This is a genomic window from Micromonospora craterilacus (assembly GCF_003236315.1).
Taxonomy (GTDB): domain Bacteria; phylum Actinomycetota; class Actinomycetes; order Mycobacteriales; family Micromonosporaceae; genus Micromonospora; species Micromonospora craterilacus.
The window spans coordinates 1-17,852 of record NZ_POTY01000149.1 but is presented as its reverse complement, the minus strand read 5'-3'; the positions used below and the strand labels follow the sequence as shown (position 1 = coordinate 17,852).

Below are 17,852 nucleotides of genomic sequence, written 5' to 3'. Positions count from 1 at the left end.
AATCTCTGCTGGTGGGGGGCTATAGACCGCCGCCCCAGGAGAGCTTTCACGCTGACGAGTTTTGACATTCGCCGTATCCCGGGGAGGGGGTGTCCACAGTGGGCAAACGCGGGCCGCACCCAGAACCGACGGCATTGAAGCTTGTCAAAGGAACCCGGGCTGATCGGGTCAACACGGCCGAGCCGGTGCCATCGCCGCCGGTGGCGCAGATCGAGCCGCCGCAGTGGCTGACTCCGGAGGCGGTGACGTTCTGGCAGGAGTACAGCCCGGACCTGATCCGCAAAGGCGTGCTCACGCAGTGGGATGTGGAGGCTTTCGCGGTCTGCTGCGACGCCGCCGCCCGCCGGCGCAAGGCGGTGAAGGCCCTCGAGGAGGAGGGCGAGGTCGTCCAGCTGCCGATGTTCGACAAGAACGGCAAGCCGACCGGGTTCCGGGTCAGCCGCAACCCGTGGACGGTCGTGCTCGGCCAGGCGGACCGGCAGCTGCAGAGCTGGGCGGCGCGGTTCGGGCTGACCCCGTCGGACCGGGCGCAGCTGACCGGCGGGGATGGGCGCCGTGACCCGCACGAGGACCTCCTCACCGGCTAGCGCGCCGCGGCCGCGGTCGCGGACCAGGCCGGGTCCGGTTGACGACCCGATCCCGGACCACGACAAGCGGTGGCGGCCGCGCGACCGCAAGGGCCCGGTCTGCGCGTACACCTTCCGCGACAAGACGTGCCCGAAGCGGGGCGCGCACTACTGCGAGGCGCGCGCCGACCGGGCGGTGGCGTTCCCGGCGGAGCTGCTGCGGCACATCAAGGGCCCGTACCGGCGCAGGCCGTTCGTGCTGCGTGGCTGGCAGGAACACGAGGTCGTCAGGCCGCTGTTCGGTGAGGTGCTGTGGTCGGTCGAGTGGCAGCGCTACGTGCGCCGGTATCGGCGGGCGTTCATCATCGTCGGCCGCAAGAACGGCAAGTCGGAGATCGCCGCGGCGATCCAGCTGATCCTGATGATCGGCGACGACGAAGAGGCCGCCGAGGTGTATCAGGCCGCCAAGGACACCAAGCAGGCGGAGAAGGTGTTCGGGCCGGCGTTGCGGATGGTGCAGCTGTCGCCGGTGCTCGCCCGCAGGTTGCGGTACTACAAGAACGAACGGCGCCTGGTCGACGAGAAGTCCGGGTCGATCTACGAGGTCATCACCGCCGACGCGAAAGGCGAGCTCGGCCACAACCCGCACGGCTTCAACCTCGACGAGGTGCTGTCGCAGCCGGACGGGTCGCTGTGGGAGGCGATGGACACCGCCGACGGGGCCCGCGAGCAGGAGCTCCTGTTCGCGACCAGCACCGAGACCGACGAGCCGAACAGCTTCGGGGCGTCGCTGATCGACGAGGCCGAGAAGGTCCAGGAGGACCCTCGCCGGGCGCCGCACGTGTTCACGTTCATTCGCAAGGCGCCGGCGACCGAGCAGGAGCTGGCGCGGCTGCATCGCATCTTCAAGGGCCACCCGCACCTGCCGGTGTCGACGGACATCTACGACGAGCGGAACTGGAAGTGGTCCAACCCGGCCCTGGACCAGTTCAAGAGCCGCGAGGCGTTGCGGCGGCACGCCCTGGCCGCCAAGGCGAACGCGGCGAAGGAGAAGGCGTTCCGGCAGTTCCAGCTCAACCAGCGGGTGCAGCAGGCGTACCGGTTCATCCCGCTGGACCTGTGGGACCTCAACGCTGGCGAGCTGGCGCCGAATCCGACGTGGCGCGACGGGCAACTGGCCGGCCGCCGCTGCTGGGCCGGTCTGGACCTGTCCAGCAAGTTGGACCTCACCGCCTGGGCGCTGTTGTTCGACGACGGGTCGATCCGGTGGCGGTTCTGGGTGCCGGAGGCCGTAGTGCCGGCGTTGAGCGAGCACACCGACGGGGCGTTCCAGCGCTGGTGTGACCAGGAATGGATCACCGTCACCGACGGCAACGTCATCGACTACCAGTCGATCTACGAGGCGATCGAGGAAGACCACGAGCAGTTCGCCATCGTCGACGTGACGTACGACAAGTGGTCGGGTGAGCCGGTGCGGCAGGAGATCACCGAGCGGACCGGGCTGGAGTGCTACGAGTCGGGCACGACGTACGACCGGATGACCGGCCCGATGACGGAGTTCTCCCGGGCGCTGACCGCGCGGGAGTACCGCCACGGCGGCAACCCGGTGGCCCGGTGGATGGCGGAGCACCTGAAAGGCAAGTCGCCGGCGGACGACCCGGACCGGGTCCGGCCGGTCAAGCCGGACCGCAAGACCCAGCACGTTCGTATCGACGGCCTGCCGGCGCTGTTCTTCGCCATCGACGGGCAGATGCGAGGCGACGACGGCGAATCCGTGTACGACTACCGCGGCCTGGCCACTGTCGGCGGCGCCGCGGGCTGACGTGAGGGGAGGTGATCGACGTGGACGTACGGGTCACCCCTGACGAGCCGGCCGAGGACGTCGCCGAGCCGCAGCGGCCGCCCACCAGGGCCGAGCGGGTCGCGGCGGCCGCCGGCGACGCCTGGCGCGGCCTGGTCGACGTCTTCGGCGTCTTCGACTGGATCACCACGGTCGGCGTGGTCATGCTGCTGGCCGGGATGTGGGTGTGCTTCGGTGTCGGGCCCGCGCTCGCCGGCGTCGGCGCGCTGGTGGTGTGGATGGGCATCGCCGGCGGCCGCGCCGCGGCCCGGGCAGCCGCCGGCGACGTCGACGAGGACCAGGCCGTCGAGCCGCCTCGCGGCCGCGTCGCCGGCGAGGCGGTGTAGCGGTGGGCTCGGGACTGATCGGCCGGACGGTGGCCACCCCGGGACGGCGCGCGTCGGCCGGACCCAGCTCCGGCATGGCGACGCCGGAGAAGTGGGTCGAGGAGTGGTTCTCCGGTGGCTCGTCGACGGCCTCGGGTGTGTGGGTGTCCGAGGAGACGGCCATGCACTACTCGCCGTTCTTTGCCGGCGTCAACGTGATCTCGACGGACGTGGGGAAGCTGCCGCACCTGGTGTATGAGCGGCTCGACCGGGGCAAGCGGCGGGCCCGGGAGCACCCGGTGTACCGGGTGCTGCACGACGAACCGAACCCGCTGATGCCGCCGATCGCGGTGCGCCGCACCGCGCAGGCCCACGCGCTGACGTGGGGCACCGGCTACCTCAACGTGGTCTGGAACAACCGCGGTGAGGTCGTCGAGCTGTGGCCGCTGCGCCCGGACCGGATGACGCCGGAGATCAAGCGCACCGGCCCGGGAAAGATGGCGGTCACTTGGCGGTACGTCGACGACGTCAACGGCATCTACACCCGGCTGTTCCCGGACGAGGTCCTGCCGATCGGTGGCCTCGGCTACGACGGGATCCGCGGCTACAGCGTGGTGGCGATGGCCCGCCAGTCCATCGGCCTCGGCATGGCCCTCGAACGGTTCGGCAGCGCCCTGTTCGGCAACGGGGCGCGGCCCGGCGGGGTGCTCAAGCACCCCAAGAAGCTGTCTCCGGAGGGCCACAAACGGCTGCAGGCGGACTGGGAGTCCATGCACCGCGGCCTCGACCGCGCGCAGCGCGTCGCGATCCTCGAGGAAGGGCTGGAGTGGGAGTCGATCGGCATGCCGCCGGAAGACGCCCAGTTCCTGGAGACCCGCAAGTTGCAGGTCACCGAGATGGCCCGGTGGCTGCGCCTGCCGCCGCACAAGATCGGTGACCTGGATCGGTCGACGAACAACAACATCGAGCATCAGGGCTTGGAGTACGTGACCGACACCCTGATGGGGTGGCTGGTCACCTGGGACCAGATGATCAACATGCGGCTGTTTCCCGGCGCGGACCGTGGCCGCTACTTCGTCGAGCACCTCGTCGACGCGCTCACCCGCGCCGACCTCAAGAGCCGTTACGAGGCGTACAACGTCGGCCGGCAGATGGGCCTGCTCAATGGCGACGACATCGCCGAGATGGAGAACCGCAACCCGCTGCCGGGCGGGGTCGGCGAGACCTACTGGATGCCGCTGAACATGGGGCCCGCGCTGCCCCCTGGTGGCCAGCAATCGGATCCGGAACGGAAGTGCCCGGTGCACCCGGGCTGTACCTGCGGAGGGGCGAAGTGACCGACCAGGACAAGCGCGATCGCGACGAAGAGCAGGACGACGGCGCCGGCCGCCGCGGCGTCCCCGCCGCGCCGGCGGACCGTCAGGCCCGCAAGCCGCGCGACCGCCAGGCCGGCCCGGAGGTGAACCGGTGAAGCTCGGCTACACCCGCGCGCTCATGGTCCGCGAGGCCTCCGACGACGGCGACCTGCTGCGATTCATCGGCGCCACCGAAGGTGAGAAGGGCGACGGGATCGCTCTCAAGATGGACGGCGCGCAGCTCGACCGGTACCGCGCCAACCCGATCTTCGGCTACGGGCATCGCTACTGGGGGCGTGACAGCCTGCCCATCGGCCGGTCGGAGCGCACCGAGGTCGACGACAAGAAGCGGCTGATGTTTGACATCCGCTTCGACCGCGCCGACGACTTCGCGGCCACGGTGGAGCGCAAGTACCGCGACGGCTACCTCAACGCCGTCAGCATCGGGTTCTCGGTGATCGAGTGGGAAGACCCGAAGACCCAGGACTACTGGCGCGGCGGTGTGGCCGAGAAGTGGGAGCTGTATGAGCTGTCCAGCACGCCCCTGCCGATGGACGCCAACGCCGTCGTCGAGTCCGGCCGCGGCGGGCTCGGCGTCGACGACGAGTTGCTGCACTCCGTGCGCGGCCTGCTGGACCGGCTCGACGCCGGCGCGATCACCGCGCTGCGGCAGCTGCTCGACCGCGCCGGCCAGCCGGCACCACCCGCCCCGGTGCCGCCCGACGGTGAGCCCGGCGGCCGCAGTCTCGACAACGCCCGCCGCCGGCTCCAGCTCGCCGGCGTCCGCTAGACCCCGGGGCACGGTCCCGGCCTTGTTTCCTCCGCCCCTGCCGGGCGGCTCACCACACAACGAAAGGACATGGCGTGGACATCAACGCCAAGCGGCAGGAGCGCGCGAGCCTGGCAAAGAAGGCCCGCGACGTCCTCGACGCCGCAGAGAGCGACAGCGGCCGGAACCTGACCGCCGAGGAGTCGACCACGTTCGACCGGTTGATGGAGCAGGTCGACGGCTGCGACGCGCAGATCGAGCGGGAGGAGAAGCTGCGCGCGAAGGAGCGGCGCCTCGACGCCGACCCGGACGACCGGCCGGCCCGCGGTGAGGACCGCGACGGCGGCGAGCGTAACGGCCCCGACCGTGGCAGCGAGTCGCAGCTGGCCGCGTTCCGGCAGTTCCTGATCGGTGGACGGGAGTCGCTGTCCCCGGAGCAGGCCCGCACGCTGGTCGCCGGCTCGGACCCGGAGGGCGGCTTCCTGGTCGCCCCGCAGCAGTTCGTCCAGGAGATGATCAAGCAGGTCGACGACGACGTGCCGCTGCGTGGGCTGGCCACGGTGCACCAGCTCACCGAGTCGGCAAGCCTGGGCGTGCCGACGTTGGACACCGACATGACCGACGCGGAGTGGACCTCCGAGGTCCGCACCGGCAGCCAGGACGACGCGCTGCGCCTGGGGCGCCGGGAGCTCGTCCCGAACCCCCTGGCCAAGCGCACCAAGATCAGCCGGAAGCTGCTGCGGCTGACCGCAGGCCGGGCCGAGAACCTGGTTCGCGAGCGCCTGGGCTACAAGTTCGCTGTCTCGGAAGAGAAGGCGTACATGGTGGGCGACGGGAACAAGAAGCCGCTCGGCGTCTTCACGGCGTCGTCGGCGGGCATCTCCACCGACCGCGACGTCGAGATCGGCGCCAGCGGCGCCATCCCGCTGACCGTCGCCACGGCCGACCAGTTGATCGACGCCAAGTACACGCTCAAGGCGGCGTACTGGAGGCGGGCCCGGTGGCTGTACCACCGCGACATGATCAAGACGATCCGCAAGCTCAAGACCACCGACGGGTTCTTCATCTGGAAGGCCGGCCTGACCGACCAGCCGGACACCATCCTCGAAGTCCCGTACGTGGTCTCCGAGTTCGCGCCGAACACGATCTCGGGCAACCAGTACGTCGGCGCCATCGCCGACTTCAGCTTCTACCACATCGCCGACGCGCTGAACTTGGAGATCCAGCGCCTGGTGGAGCTGTACGCCGAGGCGAACCAGGTGGGTTTCATCGGCCGGCGCGAGGTCGACGCGATGCCCGTGCTCGAGGAGGCGTTCGTCCGCCTCAAGGTCAAGGCCTGATCCCCCGCCGATAGACGGCTCACGAGCAGAAAGGCACGAGCATGAGGAGCGACCTGATCAGCCACCTGGCGCCGGCGCAGACGCTGCGCCCGGCCAGCCAGGCCGACCCGTCGGTGCCGGTCAACGGCATCGGCGTGGACCTGGCGAACCACGACTCGGCGGTGGTGCTCGTCGACGCCGGCACGATCACCGGTGCCGGTGCGTCGCTGACGGTAGAGGTGCAGCACTCCGACGACAACAGCGCCTGGACGGCGGTCCCGGACGACGAGCTCACCGGGGCGGAGCCGGTCATCACGTCGGCCAACCACCAGCAGATCCACCAGATCGGCTACCGGGGCATCAAGCGGTACCTGCGGGTGGCCATCACGGCGAAGGCCGGCACCACTCCGACGCTGCTGGTCGGCGCGACCGTCGTGCGTGGCAAGCCGCGCCGGCTGCCCGCCTGACCCACGCCCCCACCCGTCGACTGCGGGTCCTGGCCGGACACCGGCCGGGGCCCGCCCGCGTGAAAGGACCCGCAGCTGTGCGGATCGAGATGAAGACGCTGTACGCGACACCGGCGCGGTCGATCGCCGCCGGCGCGACCGCGGACCTGCCCGACGACGAGGCCCAGGAGCTGATCGACAAGGGATTCGCCATCCCGGTCGACGACGAGGACGAGCGGCCGCGGCGCCCCTCGGGCCGGGCCGCGGCGTCCGGCCGCAAGGCCAGCGGCGGCCGCAGCAGGACCAGCGGCCGCAACAGCAAGACCACGCAGGACCCCGACCCCGACCCCGATCCGGACCGCGACCCGGACCCGGATCCTGATGGCGGCGGGGAGTAGCTGGCGATGGTGATCCGGCTTCCCGGCGCGGTGCGCAGCGCGGCGTGCGACGCGGTCGTCGACCGGCTCGACGCCGGCAGCGGTCCGGGCACGATCGAGATCCGCACCGGCGGCCAGCCGGCCTCCGCCGGCGACGCCGCCAGCGGCGTCCTGCTGGCCACCTTCACCCTCGCTGATCCGGCGTTCGGCGCCGCGGCCGCCGGGGTGGCCGCGATCGCCGTCGACCCGGAGCCCGAGACGGTCGGCGTGGCGGCGGGCACCGCCGGGTGGTGGCGGGCCAAGGACAGCGCCGGCGTCACCGTGATGGACGGATCGGCCACCGTCACCGGCGGCGGCGGGGACCTCACCCTCAACACCGTGGCCGTCAGCATCGGGCTGGCGCTGCGGCTGACCGGCGGCACCGTCACGATGCCCGGGTGACCCGTGGAGGTCACCTTCGACTGGGACGAGCCGCCTGAGCTGCCTGACGCGGTCGATCCGGGCCAGTCCTACGCGCTCGGTCTGCGGTGGACGCTGCTCGTCGACGCGCCGATCCCGGGCGTGGAATGGCAGGTGCCGCAGACACTGCCGTCGGGGCTGTGCGCGGCTGCTCTCTGGAGCGATGCGGGGTCGCTGCTGGCGGCGGTGGACTTCACGCCACCACCGGAGTCCGCCGGGCAGCGGTTGAAGATCCACTTCGACGGTGGCGCGTACCCGGGCGTCGCGGACACGGTCTATCGGGCGAGCGTCTTCACCCCGGACCGGTACGTGGCCACCACGAATTACGGGTGGCCGGTGACCATCCCCGGGGTGATGGCCACCACCAGCGACAACGGGTACTTGACCGGCAGCGCGGCCTTCCCCGCTGCCCAGTCAGGCAACTCGGCCAACTTCCACGTCTCGCCGATCGTCCAGCTGGACCAGGACGAGACCACGGCCGAGCTGGACGCCATGCTGCCGGCGCTCACCGCCGCCGTGGCCGGGCGCGCCGCAGCGAACGCCGACCTGGTCGCGGTGCTGCCCGCGCTCGTCGCGGCGGCCGCCGGCGACGCCCGCGGCCACGCCGCGCTCGCCGCGGTCCTGCCCGCCCTGACCGGGCAGCTCGCCGGTACCGGCACGGCCGGCACGGCGGGCCTGGCGGCGGTGCTGCCGGCGTTGCGCGCGGCCCTGGACGTCCACGCCGACGGGGCGGTGGCGTCGGGTGCCGGGCCGCGTGTGGAGACCGACACCGTGGCGGGGCGGATCGTGACGGACTCGGTGGGGAGGTGGCGGTGAGCGCTCGGGATGTGGGCGATCGGATCGACATCCGGCACCGGGTCCGCGACGCGGACGGGCAGCTGGTCGACGCCACGGTGTCCGTGGTGGTCGTCGGCCCGGACGGCACCGTGCTGACCCCGACCGTGTCGCGCAGCGCGCTCGGGCTGTACGACGCCTCGTTCCTGGCCGACGTGCCCGGTCAGTGGACATGGGTGTGGACGGTCGCCGGCCCGGTCGACGACGTCACCCACGGCGCGGTCGACGTAGGTGACCCGGCCCCGCCCACCTACGGGACACTCGCGGAGCTCAAGCACGACCGCAAGATCCCGCTCGACGACGTCGACGACGACCCGGCCCTGCTGCGGCGGCTGGTGGCCGCGTCTCGCGCGATCGAGGACAAGTGCGGCAAGCGGCGGTTCTGGCGTGACCGCACGCCGTCGGTGCGCACCGTCAGCGCGGCCGGGCGGCGGCTGCTGCGCGACGCCGACGGGGATCGGCTGCTCGTCGACGACATCGGCTCACTGGACGGCCTGCGGGTGGAGGTCGGCTCCACCTTGTACGGCTGGTCGGACCTCGTCGACTACGAGACGGAGCCGGACAGCGCGCTGGTCGACGGCCGGCCGATCACCGCGCTGCTGCGCCCGTGCGGCGGCTGGTCGCAGCTGGGTGATCGCCAGCGGGTCCGGATCACCGCTCGGTGGGGGTGGCCAGCGGTGCCGCCCGGCGTGGTCGAGGCGACGCTGCTGCTGGCGTCCCGGCTGTGGATGCGCCGCAACTCCCCGGAGGGCGTCCTCGGGTCCGCCGACTGGGGCACGGTCCGGGTGTCCCGGATGGACCCGGATGTCGAGGCCCTGATCCGCGAATACGCCCTCGAATAGGGAGTGCCCGTGAATGTGATCAAGAAGGCCGCCCAGCGGCTGGGTGAGGCCGCCGCGGCGGTGAGGGGTGTGCGGGTCTACCCGGACATCGGCCCGGGCGTCTCACCGCCTGCCGTGGTGATCGGGCCGCCGGCCCTGACATGGGAGGCGCTGCCCGGCTGCGGCGGTGAGCCCACGTCGGGACGGTACCCGGTGTACGTCGTGGTCGGCGACGACCCGGACCGTGCGTTGCCGCAACTGCTCGACCTGGTGCTCGCGGTCGCGGCCGCGTTGGACGCGGTCGACGACGCCGTGGTGGGGCGCGCCGAGCCGACGCTCTACCCGTCCAGCGGGGCGGATCTGCCCGCCTATCAGATCCAAGTCGACATGGCCCTAGGAGGAGATTGATGCCTACTCCACACCAGCGGAAAGTCAAGTTCATCACGCTCAGCATCGGCGGCAACTCGTTCGAGTGCCAGGTGCGGAACTGGAAGCTGAACAACAACACCGAAGACGGGGAGAAGATCTACACCCAGTGCCCCGAGGGCGAAGTCCGGGAGGAAGCGGATCCGGACTGGAGCCTGGACCTCACGATGCTGGCCGACTGGCGCGAAGACGGCATCTCCGACTGGCTGACGGTGCACGACGGCGAGACGGTGAACTTCGCGATCGGCCACCACCCGGACCGGCCGGCGGAGCACGTCACCTGGACCGGCCAGGTGACCATCAAGGCGCCGTCCGTGGGCGATGAGGCGCGGACGACCGAGACCACCGAGATCACCCTCCAGTGCGTCGGTAGGCCCGTGTACGGCCGGGTGGGCGCCTGATGGCCCGGGCGGACGTGGTCACGCAGAGGGTCACCCGTGCGGGGCTGGAGCCGGAGCTGACGTCGGCGACGGCCGACGGCGACGTGGTCGACACCGGGCAGGTGGCGCTGTGGGTGGTCAACGGCGGCGAGTCGCCGATCACGGTGACGGTCGTGGCCACCGCCACCCAGGACGGCCTGGCGGTGGCGAACCTCGCGCGGTCGGTGCCGGCCGGCGGGCAGCAGCTGATCGGTCCGCTGCCCGCCCGGACGTTCGCCATCCCGGTGGGCGAGCCGGACGCCGGCCGGGCCCACGTCGACTACTCCGCGGTGGTCGATGTCGACCGCGCGGTCATCAGCCTGTAGAGGAGCAACGGGGTGTTCGAGTTTGAGCTGACCTTCGACGACCGACCCGACGAGCGGGTCAAGATCGCTGCCGGGTCGCGGGACGTCCTCATGTGGGAGAAGACGACCAAGGGCGCGTCGATGTCCAAGCTGGAGCAGGAACTCAAGATCACCGACCTCTACACGATCGCGTGGTTCGCGGCCAAGAGGCTCGGCCACTTCGACGGGAAGTTGATCGAGTTCCAAGCGGGCGTCGAGCTGGAGCTGCTGGACGACAAGTCCAAGAAGGACGAGGACGAGGACGAGGAGGGTCCGGAGGACCCTACCCGGCCGGCTCGCTGAGCCGGGCGGTCATCGCGCTGGCGATGCACACGGGCATCGCCCCGTCGGTGTGGGCGGACCAGGACGGGCGGACGATCCGCACCGCGCTGGAGCTCTTCGCCGACGAGCAGGACCGGGCCCGCCGCTCCCGTGGCCGGGGCGGCGATGACGGGCCGCCGATGAGCGGCTGACCACAAGGTCGGGAGGTGATGTGGTGGATCGGATCAGCGTGCGGGTCGACGGGGTGTGGCCGGTGCTGCGGGACCTGCAGAAGCTGCCCGCCGACGCCGACCGGGAGACCCGCGACGTCGGGTACCGGCTCGCGGTGCTCCTCGCCGGCCAGGTCGCCGCCAACGCCCGGGTCGACTCGCGACAGTCGGCGCTGATGGCGTCGACGGTGCGGCCGGTCGCCGGGCGGGAGCCGTCCATCGTCGCCGGCGGCGGTGCCCGCGTCGGTCGCCGCGGCACCCCCGCATTCAAGATCCTCTTCGGCAGTGAGTTCGGGGCCCGCACCTACAAGCAGTTCCGGCCACACCTGTCCGGCGGCTCGTACTGGATGTGGGAGGCCATCATGGCCGCCCGGCCGGAGATCGACGCCGAAGCGGGCCGCGGCGTCGACCGGCTCGTCCGCGCGTTCGACCGGGGCATGTAGATGGCGCGGACTATCACGATCCGGTTCGGCGGCGACGCCACCGGGGTGACCCGGGCGGCGGCGCAGACACGGGCCGCGATCTCCGGTGTGCAGTCGCGGGTCGGGCAGATCACCCGCACCGTCGGCAAGGTCGTCGCCCTGGGCGTCGCCTTCGGCGGCGCCGCGAGCTACGCGCTCGCGTTCGGTGCGGCCGCCGGGCGGGTGACCGGCATCCTCGCGGCGATGCCCGCCCTGCTGGTCGCGGTCATCGGACCTGTGCTGGCCTTCCTGTCGATCACCCGGGGGCTGGGTGATGCGTGGAGAGCCACCGGCCAGGACATGGGCGGCGGCGGCCGGTCGGCGGTCACCACCGGCCGGCAGGTCGCCGCCGCCCAACGGCAGGTCCGCGCGGCCACCAGGGCCCTCGCCGATGCCCAACGCGACGCCCTGCGGATCCAGGAAGCCGTGTCGCGGGCCCGCCGCGACGAGGTCGAACGCCTCGACGACCTGTCCCGGTCGCTGCGCGACGCCGCGCTCGACGAAGAGGAAGCCGGCATCCGGCGGGAGGACGCCGCCCGGGACCTCGCCGAAGCACAGCAGATGGTCGCCAAGGCCGAGGAGCAGCTGCAACGCGCCCGGGAGACCGGCGACGCGCGGATCATCATCCGCGCCGAGCAGGAGCTCGCCGATGCCCGGGAGCGGGCCCCGGACCTGATCCGCCGCGCCGACCTGGCACTACGCCGCGCGATCCTCGGCGTCGACCTCGCCAAGGACGCCCACGAGGACCTGAAAGAGGAGAGCGACGAGGCAGCCCGCCGCGGTGTCGAAAACTCCGAAGCGGTCCAGGACGCACTGGAACGCCAGGCCGAAGCGCAGCGCAGAGTCGCCGAGGCCGCCGAACGGCTCGCCGACGCCCAGGACGCGGTCGCGCAGGCCGGGCAGCGCGCCGTCGGCGGCGGCATCAACCCCGCCTCCGACGCGCTCGACAAGCTCGCCCCGTCCGCCCGCCGGGTGATCCTCACCTTGCGGTCGCTGGCGCCGGCCTGGTCGGCGGCCTCCCGCGCCGCCCAGGACCGGGCCTGGCAGAACGTCGACCGCGACCTGGTGCGCCTGTCCGGCGCCACCCTGCCGATGGCATCCAAGTGGCTGCTGCGCATGGGCGGCGCCTGGAACACCGCCGTACGCGGGGCGGCGGCGTACCTGTCCAGCCGGCGGGGCATCGCCGACGTCGGCGCGACCCTCGACGGCGTCGCCGGCTTCACCGAACGTCTCGCCCGCGCCTTCACGCCGTTCGTCCGCGGATTCATGCAGTGGACAGCCCAGGGGCAGACCTTCCTGCCCGCGTTCGGTGACTGGATCCTCAAGATCAGCGAGCAGTTCGCGCGGTGGTCGGTGGCCTCGCGCGAGTCCGGCCGCATGCAGCAGTGGATCACCGACGGCACCGCGGCGCTGCGGTCGCTGTGGGCGATCACCACCAACGTCCTCGGCAGCGTGCGCGCGCTCTTCCGCGCCGGCGACGACGGCGGCTCCACGATGGACTCGCTGGAACGCGGCACCGCGGCGATGCGCGCCTGGCTCGACTCCGCCCAGGGGCAGGAGACCGTCGGGGCGGTGCTGGAGCGGCTGCGGGACATCCTCGGCAGCGTCGCCCAGGTGATCCCGACCGTGGCGGCCGAAGGGTCGTCGTTCCGCGACACCCTCAGCGTCACTTCCGTGGTGGTCGGGTTCCTCGCCGACAACCTGGACAAGGTCGCGGTCGCGTTGCCGTACCTGGCGGCCGGCCTGGTCGTGGCGAAGGTGGCGCAGATCGCCGGCAACGTCGCCTCCGCGGCGAGCCTCCCGATCCAGATCGCGCAGACCATCGCCCAGTACCGGCTGGGCGCAGCGGTGCGGGCCAACTCCGCGCTGCTGCGCGGGCAGGCCGCGGCACAGACGGCGACCGACGTCGTCCAGAAACGGTCGATCGTCACGATGGCGGCGCAACGGGTGGCGACGATCGCCGGCACCGTAGTCACCTGGGCGGCGACGGCGGCCACCGCGGCGTTCGGGATCGCGGTGCAGATCGCCACCTCGCCGATCACCCTGATCGTCCTCGCGATCGCCCTGCTCGTAGCCGGGTTGATCTTGGCCTACAAGCGCTGCGAAACCTTCCGCAAGATCGTCGACACCGCGTTCAAGGCGATCGGCGCACTCGGGCTGTGGCTGTGGAACAGCGTCTTGAAGCCGTGGTTCGCCGCGGTACTCAAGGGCTGGCGGATGGTCGGCAACGTGGTGCTGTGGTGGTGGCGCAACGTCACGGTCCCCGCCTGGACGGCGGTCGCCCGCGGAGTGATCTGGCTCAAGGACCGGGTCGTCGCGGGCTTCAACGGATGGCTGGCGGTGTTCCGGCGGGTGGCCGGCTGGATCGGCGATCTGCGTCGCACCGCGATCGACCGGTTCAACAGCCTGCTGGACTGGGTGAGGGACTTGCCCGGTCGGCTCCGATCCCGGCTCGCCGCGATCAAGACCATCTTGCCCGCGCCGTTCAAATCGGCTTTCAACGCGATCGCCGGGTTCTGGAACCGCAGCGTCGGCCGGTTGAGCTGGACCGCGCCCAGCTGGGTGCCCGGGGTCGGCGGTAAGAGCGTCAGCGTGCCGAAGATCCCGATGCTGGCCCGTGGCGGCATCGTCCGGGCCACCCGGGGCGGCACCCTCGCCCTGGTCGCGGAGGGCGGCCAGGACGAGGCAGTCGCGCCGCTGTCCCGGCTCGCGGCGATGATCGAGGCCGCCGTCAGCGCCGGCGGCGGCGCCGCGCCGGCCGCGCCGGTGAACCTGCACGTGGAGGCGCGGGTCTTCGTCGGTGAACGGGAGATCACCGACATCGTGCGGGTCGAGGTCACCGAGCAGACACGCGAGCAGAACCGGCAGGTGCGCCGGCGGGTCCTCGCGGGGTCGGGGAGGTCACGCTGATGGCGCTGACGGTCGCCTACGACGGGCAGCTGTCCCGGGTCCGGCTCGACAGCACCGGCCTTTTCGCCGACGCCCCGGTGCGGGTGGAGCGGTCCACGAACGGGGTGCGGTGGACGCCGGTGCGTGGGGGCGCCGAGCTGGTCCCGGGCGGCGGCGTTCTGCGTCTGGACGACTACGAGTTCGCGCCGGACGTGCCGAACCACTTCCGGGTGCTCGGCCCTCCGGCCCATGACGGGTTCGGGCGGACCGCGTCGGGCACGTGGGACACGGCGGACAGCGGGCAGGCCTGGCAGTTCACCGGCACCGAATGGTCGGTGTCGGCCGGCGCCGGCCGCATCACCCACGCGTCGCAGAACACAACGTTGATCAACACCCTGCCAGGGTCGTACGTCGACACGCACCTTCGTGTCCACACGTGGCTGGGGGTGGTGCCGGCCGGCGCCAGCTGGGAGGCCGAGCTGGTCGCCCGCTACATCGACGGGAGTAACACCTACCGGGCCGGGGTGATCTACAACCCCAGCGGCACCGTCAGCATGTGGATCCGCAGGATTGTCGCCGGCGCGACGACGAATCTGGTCGGCCCGCAGGTGATCGCGACGGGGGTCACCGGCAGCGAGGTGTGGATCATCGACTTCGCGGTCGCGGGCCGGTCTCTGCGCGCGAAGGCCTGGCAGCGTGATACGCCGGAGCCGGGTTGGATGCAGGTGGCCACCGATTCGTCCCTGCCGGCGGCCGGCCGGGTGGGTGTCCGATCCCGCCGTAACGCGGCGACCACCGGAAGCCTCACCTCCTGGGACCGGTTCGTGGCGCTGGCGCCGCTGACGCCGCTGTCCGGGCAGGCGGGGGTGATCACGCCGACGCTCGGCCAGGTGTGGCTCAAGTCGATCTCCAGGCCGTTCTTGAACCGGGCGGTGGTGGTCAAGGACTACAGCGACGTCGAGCGGCCGGAGCGCGCCGGCGTGTTCGAGATCGTCGGCAGGTCGGTGCCGGTGGTCGTGCACGACGTGCGCGGGTCGCGGCGGTGGACGCTGGAGATCCTCACCGAGACGCCGGACGAGGCCGCCGACTTCGACCTGATCATGTCCAGCGGCGACACCATGCTGATCCACACCCCGGCCAGCTGTGACGTGCCCTCCGGCTACGTGACGATCGGCACCGTCTCCGCCGCCCGGCCGGCGCGGCGCAGTCGCCGGCGGGTGTTCTCGCTGCCCTGCGTGGAGGTCGCCGCACCGGGCCCGGACGTCGTCGGCGCGACCCTGACGTGCCAAACGCTGCTGAACACGTACCCGACGTGCTCGGATGTCCTGGCCGCGCATCCGACGTGCGCGGACCTGCTGGACCTGATCGGTGACCCGGTCGACGTGGTGGTGCCCTGATGCGGCCGGTCTCCGACGCGTTCCTTCGGACGATCAGCGGCAGCCATCAGATGGTGGCGGAGGCCCGGGTGGTGGCCCCCGGGCAGACCGGTGTGGCGCCCGACGGCCTGCTGCTGGCCGTCGAGTCCGGCGACGTCCAACTCGACGGCACCGCCGACGTGCGGTCCACCGTGGACCTCACGGTGGTCGGCGAGGGCATGTGGCCGAGCCGGCCCGCTGACCCGCTCGCCCCGTACGGCAACGAGCTCCACCTGCGGCGGGGCATCAAGTTCTCGTCCGGCCGCACCGAGTGGGTGAGCCTCGGCTATCACCGCATCGACTCCCCGAAACAGGACGAGGTGCCTAACGGGCCGATCCGGCTCACCGCCCAGGACCGCATGGCCGGGCTCAAGGACGCGCAGCTGGTCGCCGCCCGCCAGTACCTGACCGGCTCCACGGTCGGCTCGGTGCTCGAGCACCTCGTGCGCGAGGTGTACCCGGCGGCGGTGATCGAGTGGGACGACGAGACCCCCTCGACGACGCTGCGCCGCTCCCTCATGGTCGAGCAGGACCGGCACGCCTTCCTCGCGGAGCTGGTGACCGCCCACGGCAAAATCTGGTACTGGGATCACCGCGGCGTGCTGGTGATCAAGGGTGTGTCGCCGTCGACGTCCCCGGTGTACACCGTCTCCCACGGCGCTGGCGGGGTGCTGGTGCGGCTGTCGCGGGAGCTGTCCCGCGACGGCGTCCGCAACGCGTGCGTAGCCGTCGGAGAGGGCGCGGACACCGTCGTGCCGGCGCGGGCCGTGGTGATCGACAACGACCCGGCCAGCCCAACCTTCTTCTATGGCCCGTTCGGTCAGGTCCCGGAGTTCTTCTCCTCGCCGTTCATCGTCGACAACGGCCAGGCACGCGTTGCCGCCGCGGCGATCCTGGCCCGCAGCCTCGGCCTGCCCTATTCCGTCGACTTCTCGATGGTCCCGAACCCTGCCCTGGAGCCTTGGGATCCGGTGCGGATCACCTACCCGGGCCGGTCGGAAACCCACCGGATCGAGCGGATCACCGTACCGCTGACCGCCGCCGGGGAAATGACCGCGACGACCCGGGAGCAAACGCTGATCAATCTGAGGGGGCTCTGATGGGTGCCGACGACCCGGTCCAGCTACTGCCGCCGGACCCGGAATCGGGGCTCGGGCTACGCCAGGGCGTGGTCGTGGAATGGAATCCGGCGACCGCCGAAAACAAAGTCCTGGTCGGCGGCACGATCGCGGAGAATCTGCCGATCCTGAACACCAACGAGGCGATCCAATTGACCCCGGGCGCCGTGGTGGCGGTCATCACCAACGGGTCGACGTGGTTCGTGCTGGGCAGGATCACGATTCCGGGCACGCCGGAAGCGGCGTCCGTGCTGAGCATGATCACGACCGGTGTGGCGTTCGAGGGATCATCCGCGCTGCTGGCGAGCACCTACCCGAGCTATGTGGAGGCGCCGGACGGGCGTGGGCCGCACGTGACGGTGCGGATCGGGCCCAGCCGGCGGGCGCTGGTCATCGTGAGCAGCATGATCCAGTACGTGTACGGCACCGGTGCCGCGCCACCCCGCTACCGCAACGGCCGGGTCGGCTACCGCATCACTCAACTATCGACCGGCACCGTGACGCTGCCGCCCAGTGACGACCGGCAGTTGCTGATGCAGACCGAGGGTGAGGAAAACACTTTGTTCTCCGCCTCGTTGGTGACCGTCGCCGAAGACCACATGCTGCCGGCTCCCGGCGATTACCGATTCGAGCTGATGTACGCGGCGCTGAATCTCGGTGGTGTCGATGCCGCCGGCCAAATGGCATTCTCTGCCCGCCTTCTCGCCGTCATCCCTTTGTAGGAGGCAATCATGCCGAGTGGAGCCACGTCGAAATACGGATTCCCGTACCTGGCAAGCACCGACGAGCCCGACCTGCCGTTGGCGACCCGGAGCCTGGCCGAAGGGGTCGAGGCGGAAGTCGAGCGTATGGACGCCGGCTACCGGTACCTGGAAACCCTCCGATTCACGTCGACCGGCACCCACGCTTTCATCAAGGCGGACCACCCGCTGGCGCGGGCGGCCCGCATCGAATGCCAGGGCAGCGGTGGTGCCGGCGGCGGCAGCCCGACCACCGCGGCGTCCCAGACTTCCGCCGGGTCTGGTGGCGCCGGCGGCGACTACGCATCGCTCTGGGTGCTGATGTCGTCCCTCGCCGCGTCGGTCACCGTGACCGTGCCCGGCGGAGGCGCTCCCGGCTCGGTCGGCGGCACCGGCGGCAACGGAGCCGCCGCATCGTTCGGCGCGCTGTGCATCGG

23 protein-coding genes are annotated in these 17,852 nt (G+C 71.4%); all 23 read left to right on the top strand.

Annotation, left to right across the window (positions count from 1 at the left end; all coding sequences use genetic code 11):
- Positions 1 to 200 precede the first annotated feature (200 nt).
- Positions 201 to 587: a phage terminase small subunit P27 family gene (locus C1I95_RS21825; protein ID WP_158566442.1), complete on the top strand. Its 387-nt coding sequence runs from the start codon at positions 201 to 203 to the stop codon at positions 585 to 587.
- Positions 556 to 2,388 carry a terminase large subunit gene (locus tag C1I95_RS21820; RefSeq protein ID WP_158566441.1) on the top strand — a complete coding sequence of 611 codons (1,833 nt, stop codon included), beginning with the start codon at positions 556 to 558 and terminating at the stop codon, positions 2,386 to 2,388. Before C1I95_RS21825 ends, C1I95_RS21820 begins: the two co-directional genes overlap by 32 nt.
- Before the next feature lie 11 nt (positions 2,389 to 2,399).
- Positions 2,400 to 2,753 carry a hypothetical protein gene (locus C1I95_RS21815; RefSeq protein WP_111216090.1) on the top strand — a complete coding sequence of 118 codons (354 nt, stop codon included), beginning with the start codon at positions 2,400 to 2,402 and terminating at the stop codon, positions 2,751 to 2,753.
- Positions 2,754 to 2,755: 2 nt separating this feature from the next.
- Positions 2,756 to 4,069, top strand: coding sequence for a phage portal protein (locus C1I95_RS21810; RefSeq protein WP_111216088.1), 1,314 nt, complete (start codon positions 2,756 to 2,758; stop codon positions 4,067 to 4,069).
- Complete coding sequence (locus C1I95_RS35330; RefSeq protein ID WP_158566440.1) at positions 4,066 to 4,203, top strand: hypothetical protein; 138 nt, start codon at positions 4,066 to 4,068, stop codon at positions 4,201 to 4,203. Before C1I95_RS21810 ends, C1I95_RS35330 begins: the two co-directional genes overlap by 4 nt.
- Complete coding sequence (locus C1I95_RS21805; protein ID WP_111216085.1) at positions 4,200 to 4,877, top strand: HK97 family phage prohead protease; 678 nt, start codon at positions 4,200 to 4,202, stop codon at positions 4,875 to 4,877. The genes C1I95_RS35330 and C1I95_RS21805 overlap by 4 nt, the downstream gene beginning before the upstream one ends.
- Positions 4,878 to 4,951: 74 nt before the next feature.
- Positions 4,952 to 6,196, top strand: a complete 1,245-nt coding sequence (locus C1I95_RS21800) for a phage major capsid protein (protein WP_111216082.1) — start codon at positions 4,952 to 4,954, stop codon at positions 6,194 to 6,196.
- A gap of 41 nt (positions 6,197 to 6,237) precedes the next feature.
- Positions 6,238 to 6,642: a hypothetical protein gene (locus C1I95_RS21795; RefSeq protein WP_111216080.1), complete on the top strand. Its 405-nt coding sequence runs from the start codon at positions 6,238 to 6,240 to the stop codon at positions 6,640 to 6,642.
- Positions 6,643 to 6,719: 77 nt separating this feature from the next.
- Positions 6,720 to 7,019, top strand: coding sequence for a DUF7302 family protein (locus C1I95_RS21790; protein WP_111216078.1), 300 nt, complete (start codon positions 6,720 to 6,722; stop codon positions 7,017 to 7,019).
- A gap of 6 nt (positions 7,020 to 7,025) precedes the next feature.
- Entirely contained in the window at positions 7,026 to 7,439 is a 414-nt protein-coding gene (locus C1I95_RS21785) for a hypothetical protein (RefSeq protein ID WP_111216076.1), read from the top strand.
- 3 nt (positions 7,440 to 7,442) lie between these two features.
- Positions 7,443 to 8,273, top strand: coding sequence for a DUF4082 domain-containing protein (locus C1I95_RS21780; protein ID WP_111216074.1), 831 nt, complete (start codon positions 7,443 to 7,445; stop codon positions 8,271 to 8,273).
- Positions 8,270 to 9,133 carry a hypothetical protein gene (locus C1I95_RS35890; protein WP_199523853.1) on the top strand — a complete coding sequence of 288 codons (864 nt, stop codon included), beginning with the start codon at positions 8,270 to 8,272 and terminating at the stop codon, positions 9,131 to 9,133. Before C1I95_RS21780 ends, C1I95_RS35890 begins: the two co-directional genes overlap by 4 nt.
- 9 nt (positions 9,134 to 9,142) lie before the next feature.
- Complete coding sequence (locus C1I95_RS21770; protein ID WP_146605788.1) at positions 9,143 to 9,520, top strand: hypothetical protein; 378 nt, start codon at positions 9,143 to 9,145, stop codon at positions 9,518 to 9,520.
- Positions 9,520 to 9,939, top strand: coding sequence for a hypothetical protein (locus tag C1I95_RS21765; protein WP_111216069.1), 420 nt, complete (start codon positions 9,520 to 9,522; stop codon positions 9,937 to 9,939). Before C1I95_RS21770 ends, C1I95_RS21765 begins: the two co-directional genes overlap by 1 nt.
- A complete protein-coding gene (locus C1I95_RS21760; RefSeq protein WP_111216067.1) occupies positions 9,939 to 10,283 on the top strand; it encodes a hypothetical protein in 345 nt (114 codons plus the stop codon). The genes C1I95_RS21765 and C1I95_RS21760 overlap by 1 nt, the downstream gene beginning before the upstream one ends.
- A gap of 12 nt (positions 10,284 to 10,295) precedes the next feature.
- The gene (locus tag C1I95_RS21755; protein WP_111216064.1) at positions 10,296 to 10,604 is read left to right on the top strand and encodes a hypothetical protein; all 309 of its coding nucleotides are present in this window, start codon (positions 10,296 to 10,298) and stop codon (positions 10,602 to 10,604) included.
- Positions 10,605 to 10,627: 23 nt separating this feature from the next.
- Entirely contained in the window at positions 10,628 to 10,774 is a 147-nt protein-coding gene (locus C1I95_RS35325) for a hypothetical protein (protein WP_158566439.1), read from the top strand.
- Between the two features lie 23 nt (positions 10,775 to 10,797).
- A complete protein-coding gene (locus C1I95_RS21750; RefSeq protein ID WP_146605787.1) occupies positions 10,798 to 11,235 on the top strand; it encodes a hypothetical protein in 438 nt (145 codons plus the stop codon).
- On the top strand, positions 11,236 to 14,163 hold the full coding sequence (locus C1I95_RS35320; protein ID WP_158566438.1) for a coiled-coil domain-containing protein: 2,928 nt from the start codon (positions 11,236 to 11,238) through the stop codon (positions 14,161 to 14,163).
- Positions 14,163 to 15,539 carry a hypothetical protein gene (locus tag C1I95_RS21740; RefSeq protein ID WP_111216059.1) on the top strand — a complete coding sequence of 459 codons (1,377 nt, stop codon included), beginning with the start codon at positions 14,163 to 14,165 and terminating at the stop codon, positions 15,537 to 15,539. The genes C1I95_RS35320 and C1I95_RS21740 overlap by 1 nt, the downstream gene beginning before the upstream one ends.
- A complete protein-coding gene (locus tag C1I95_RS21735; RefSeq protein ID WP_111216057.1) occupies positions 15,539 to 16,657 on the top strand; it encodes a DUF5047 domain-containing protein in 1,119 nt (372 codons plus the stop codon). Before C1I95_RS21740 ends, C1I95_RS21735 begins: the two co-directional genes overlap by 1 nt.
- On the top strand, positions 16,657 to 17,397 hold the full coding sequence (locus tag C1I95_RS21730) for a hypothetical protein (protein WP_111216054.1): 741 nt from the start codon (positions 16,657 to 16,659) through the stop codon (positions 17,395 to 17,397). Before C1I95_RS21735 ends, C1I95_RS21730 begins: the two co-directional genes overlap by 1 nt.
- Positions 17,398 to 17,406: 9 nt before the next feature.
- A partial coding sequence (locus C1I95_RS21725) for a hypothetical protein (RefSeq protein ID WP_199523852.1) occupies positions 17,407 to 17,852 on the top strand: 446 nt, incomplete at its 3' end.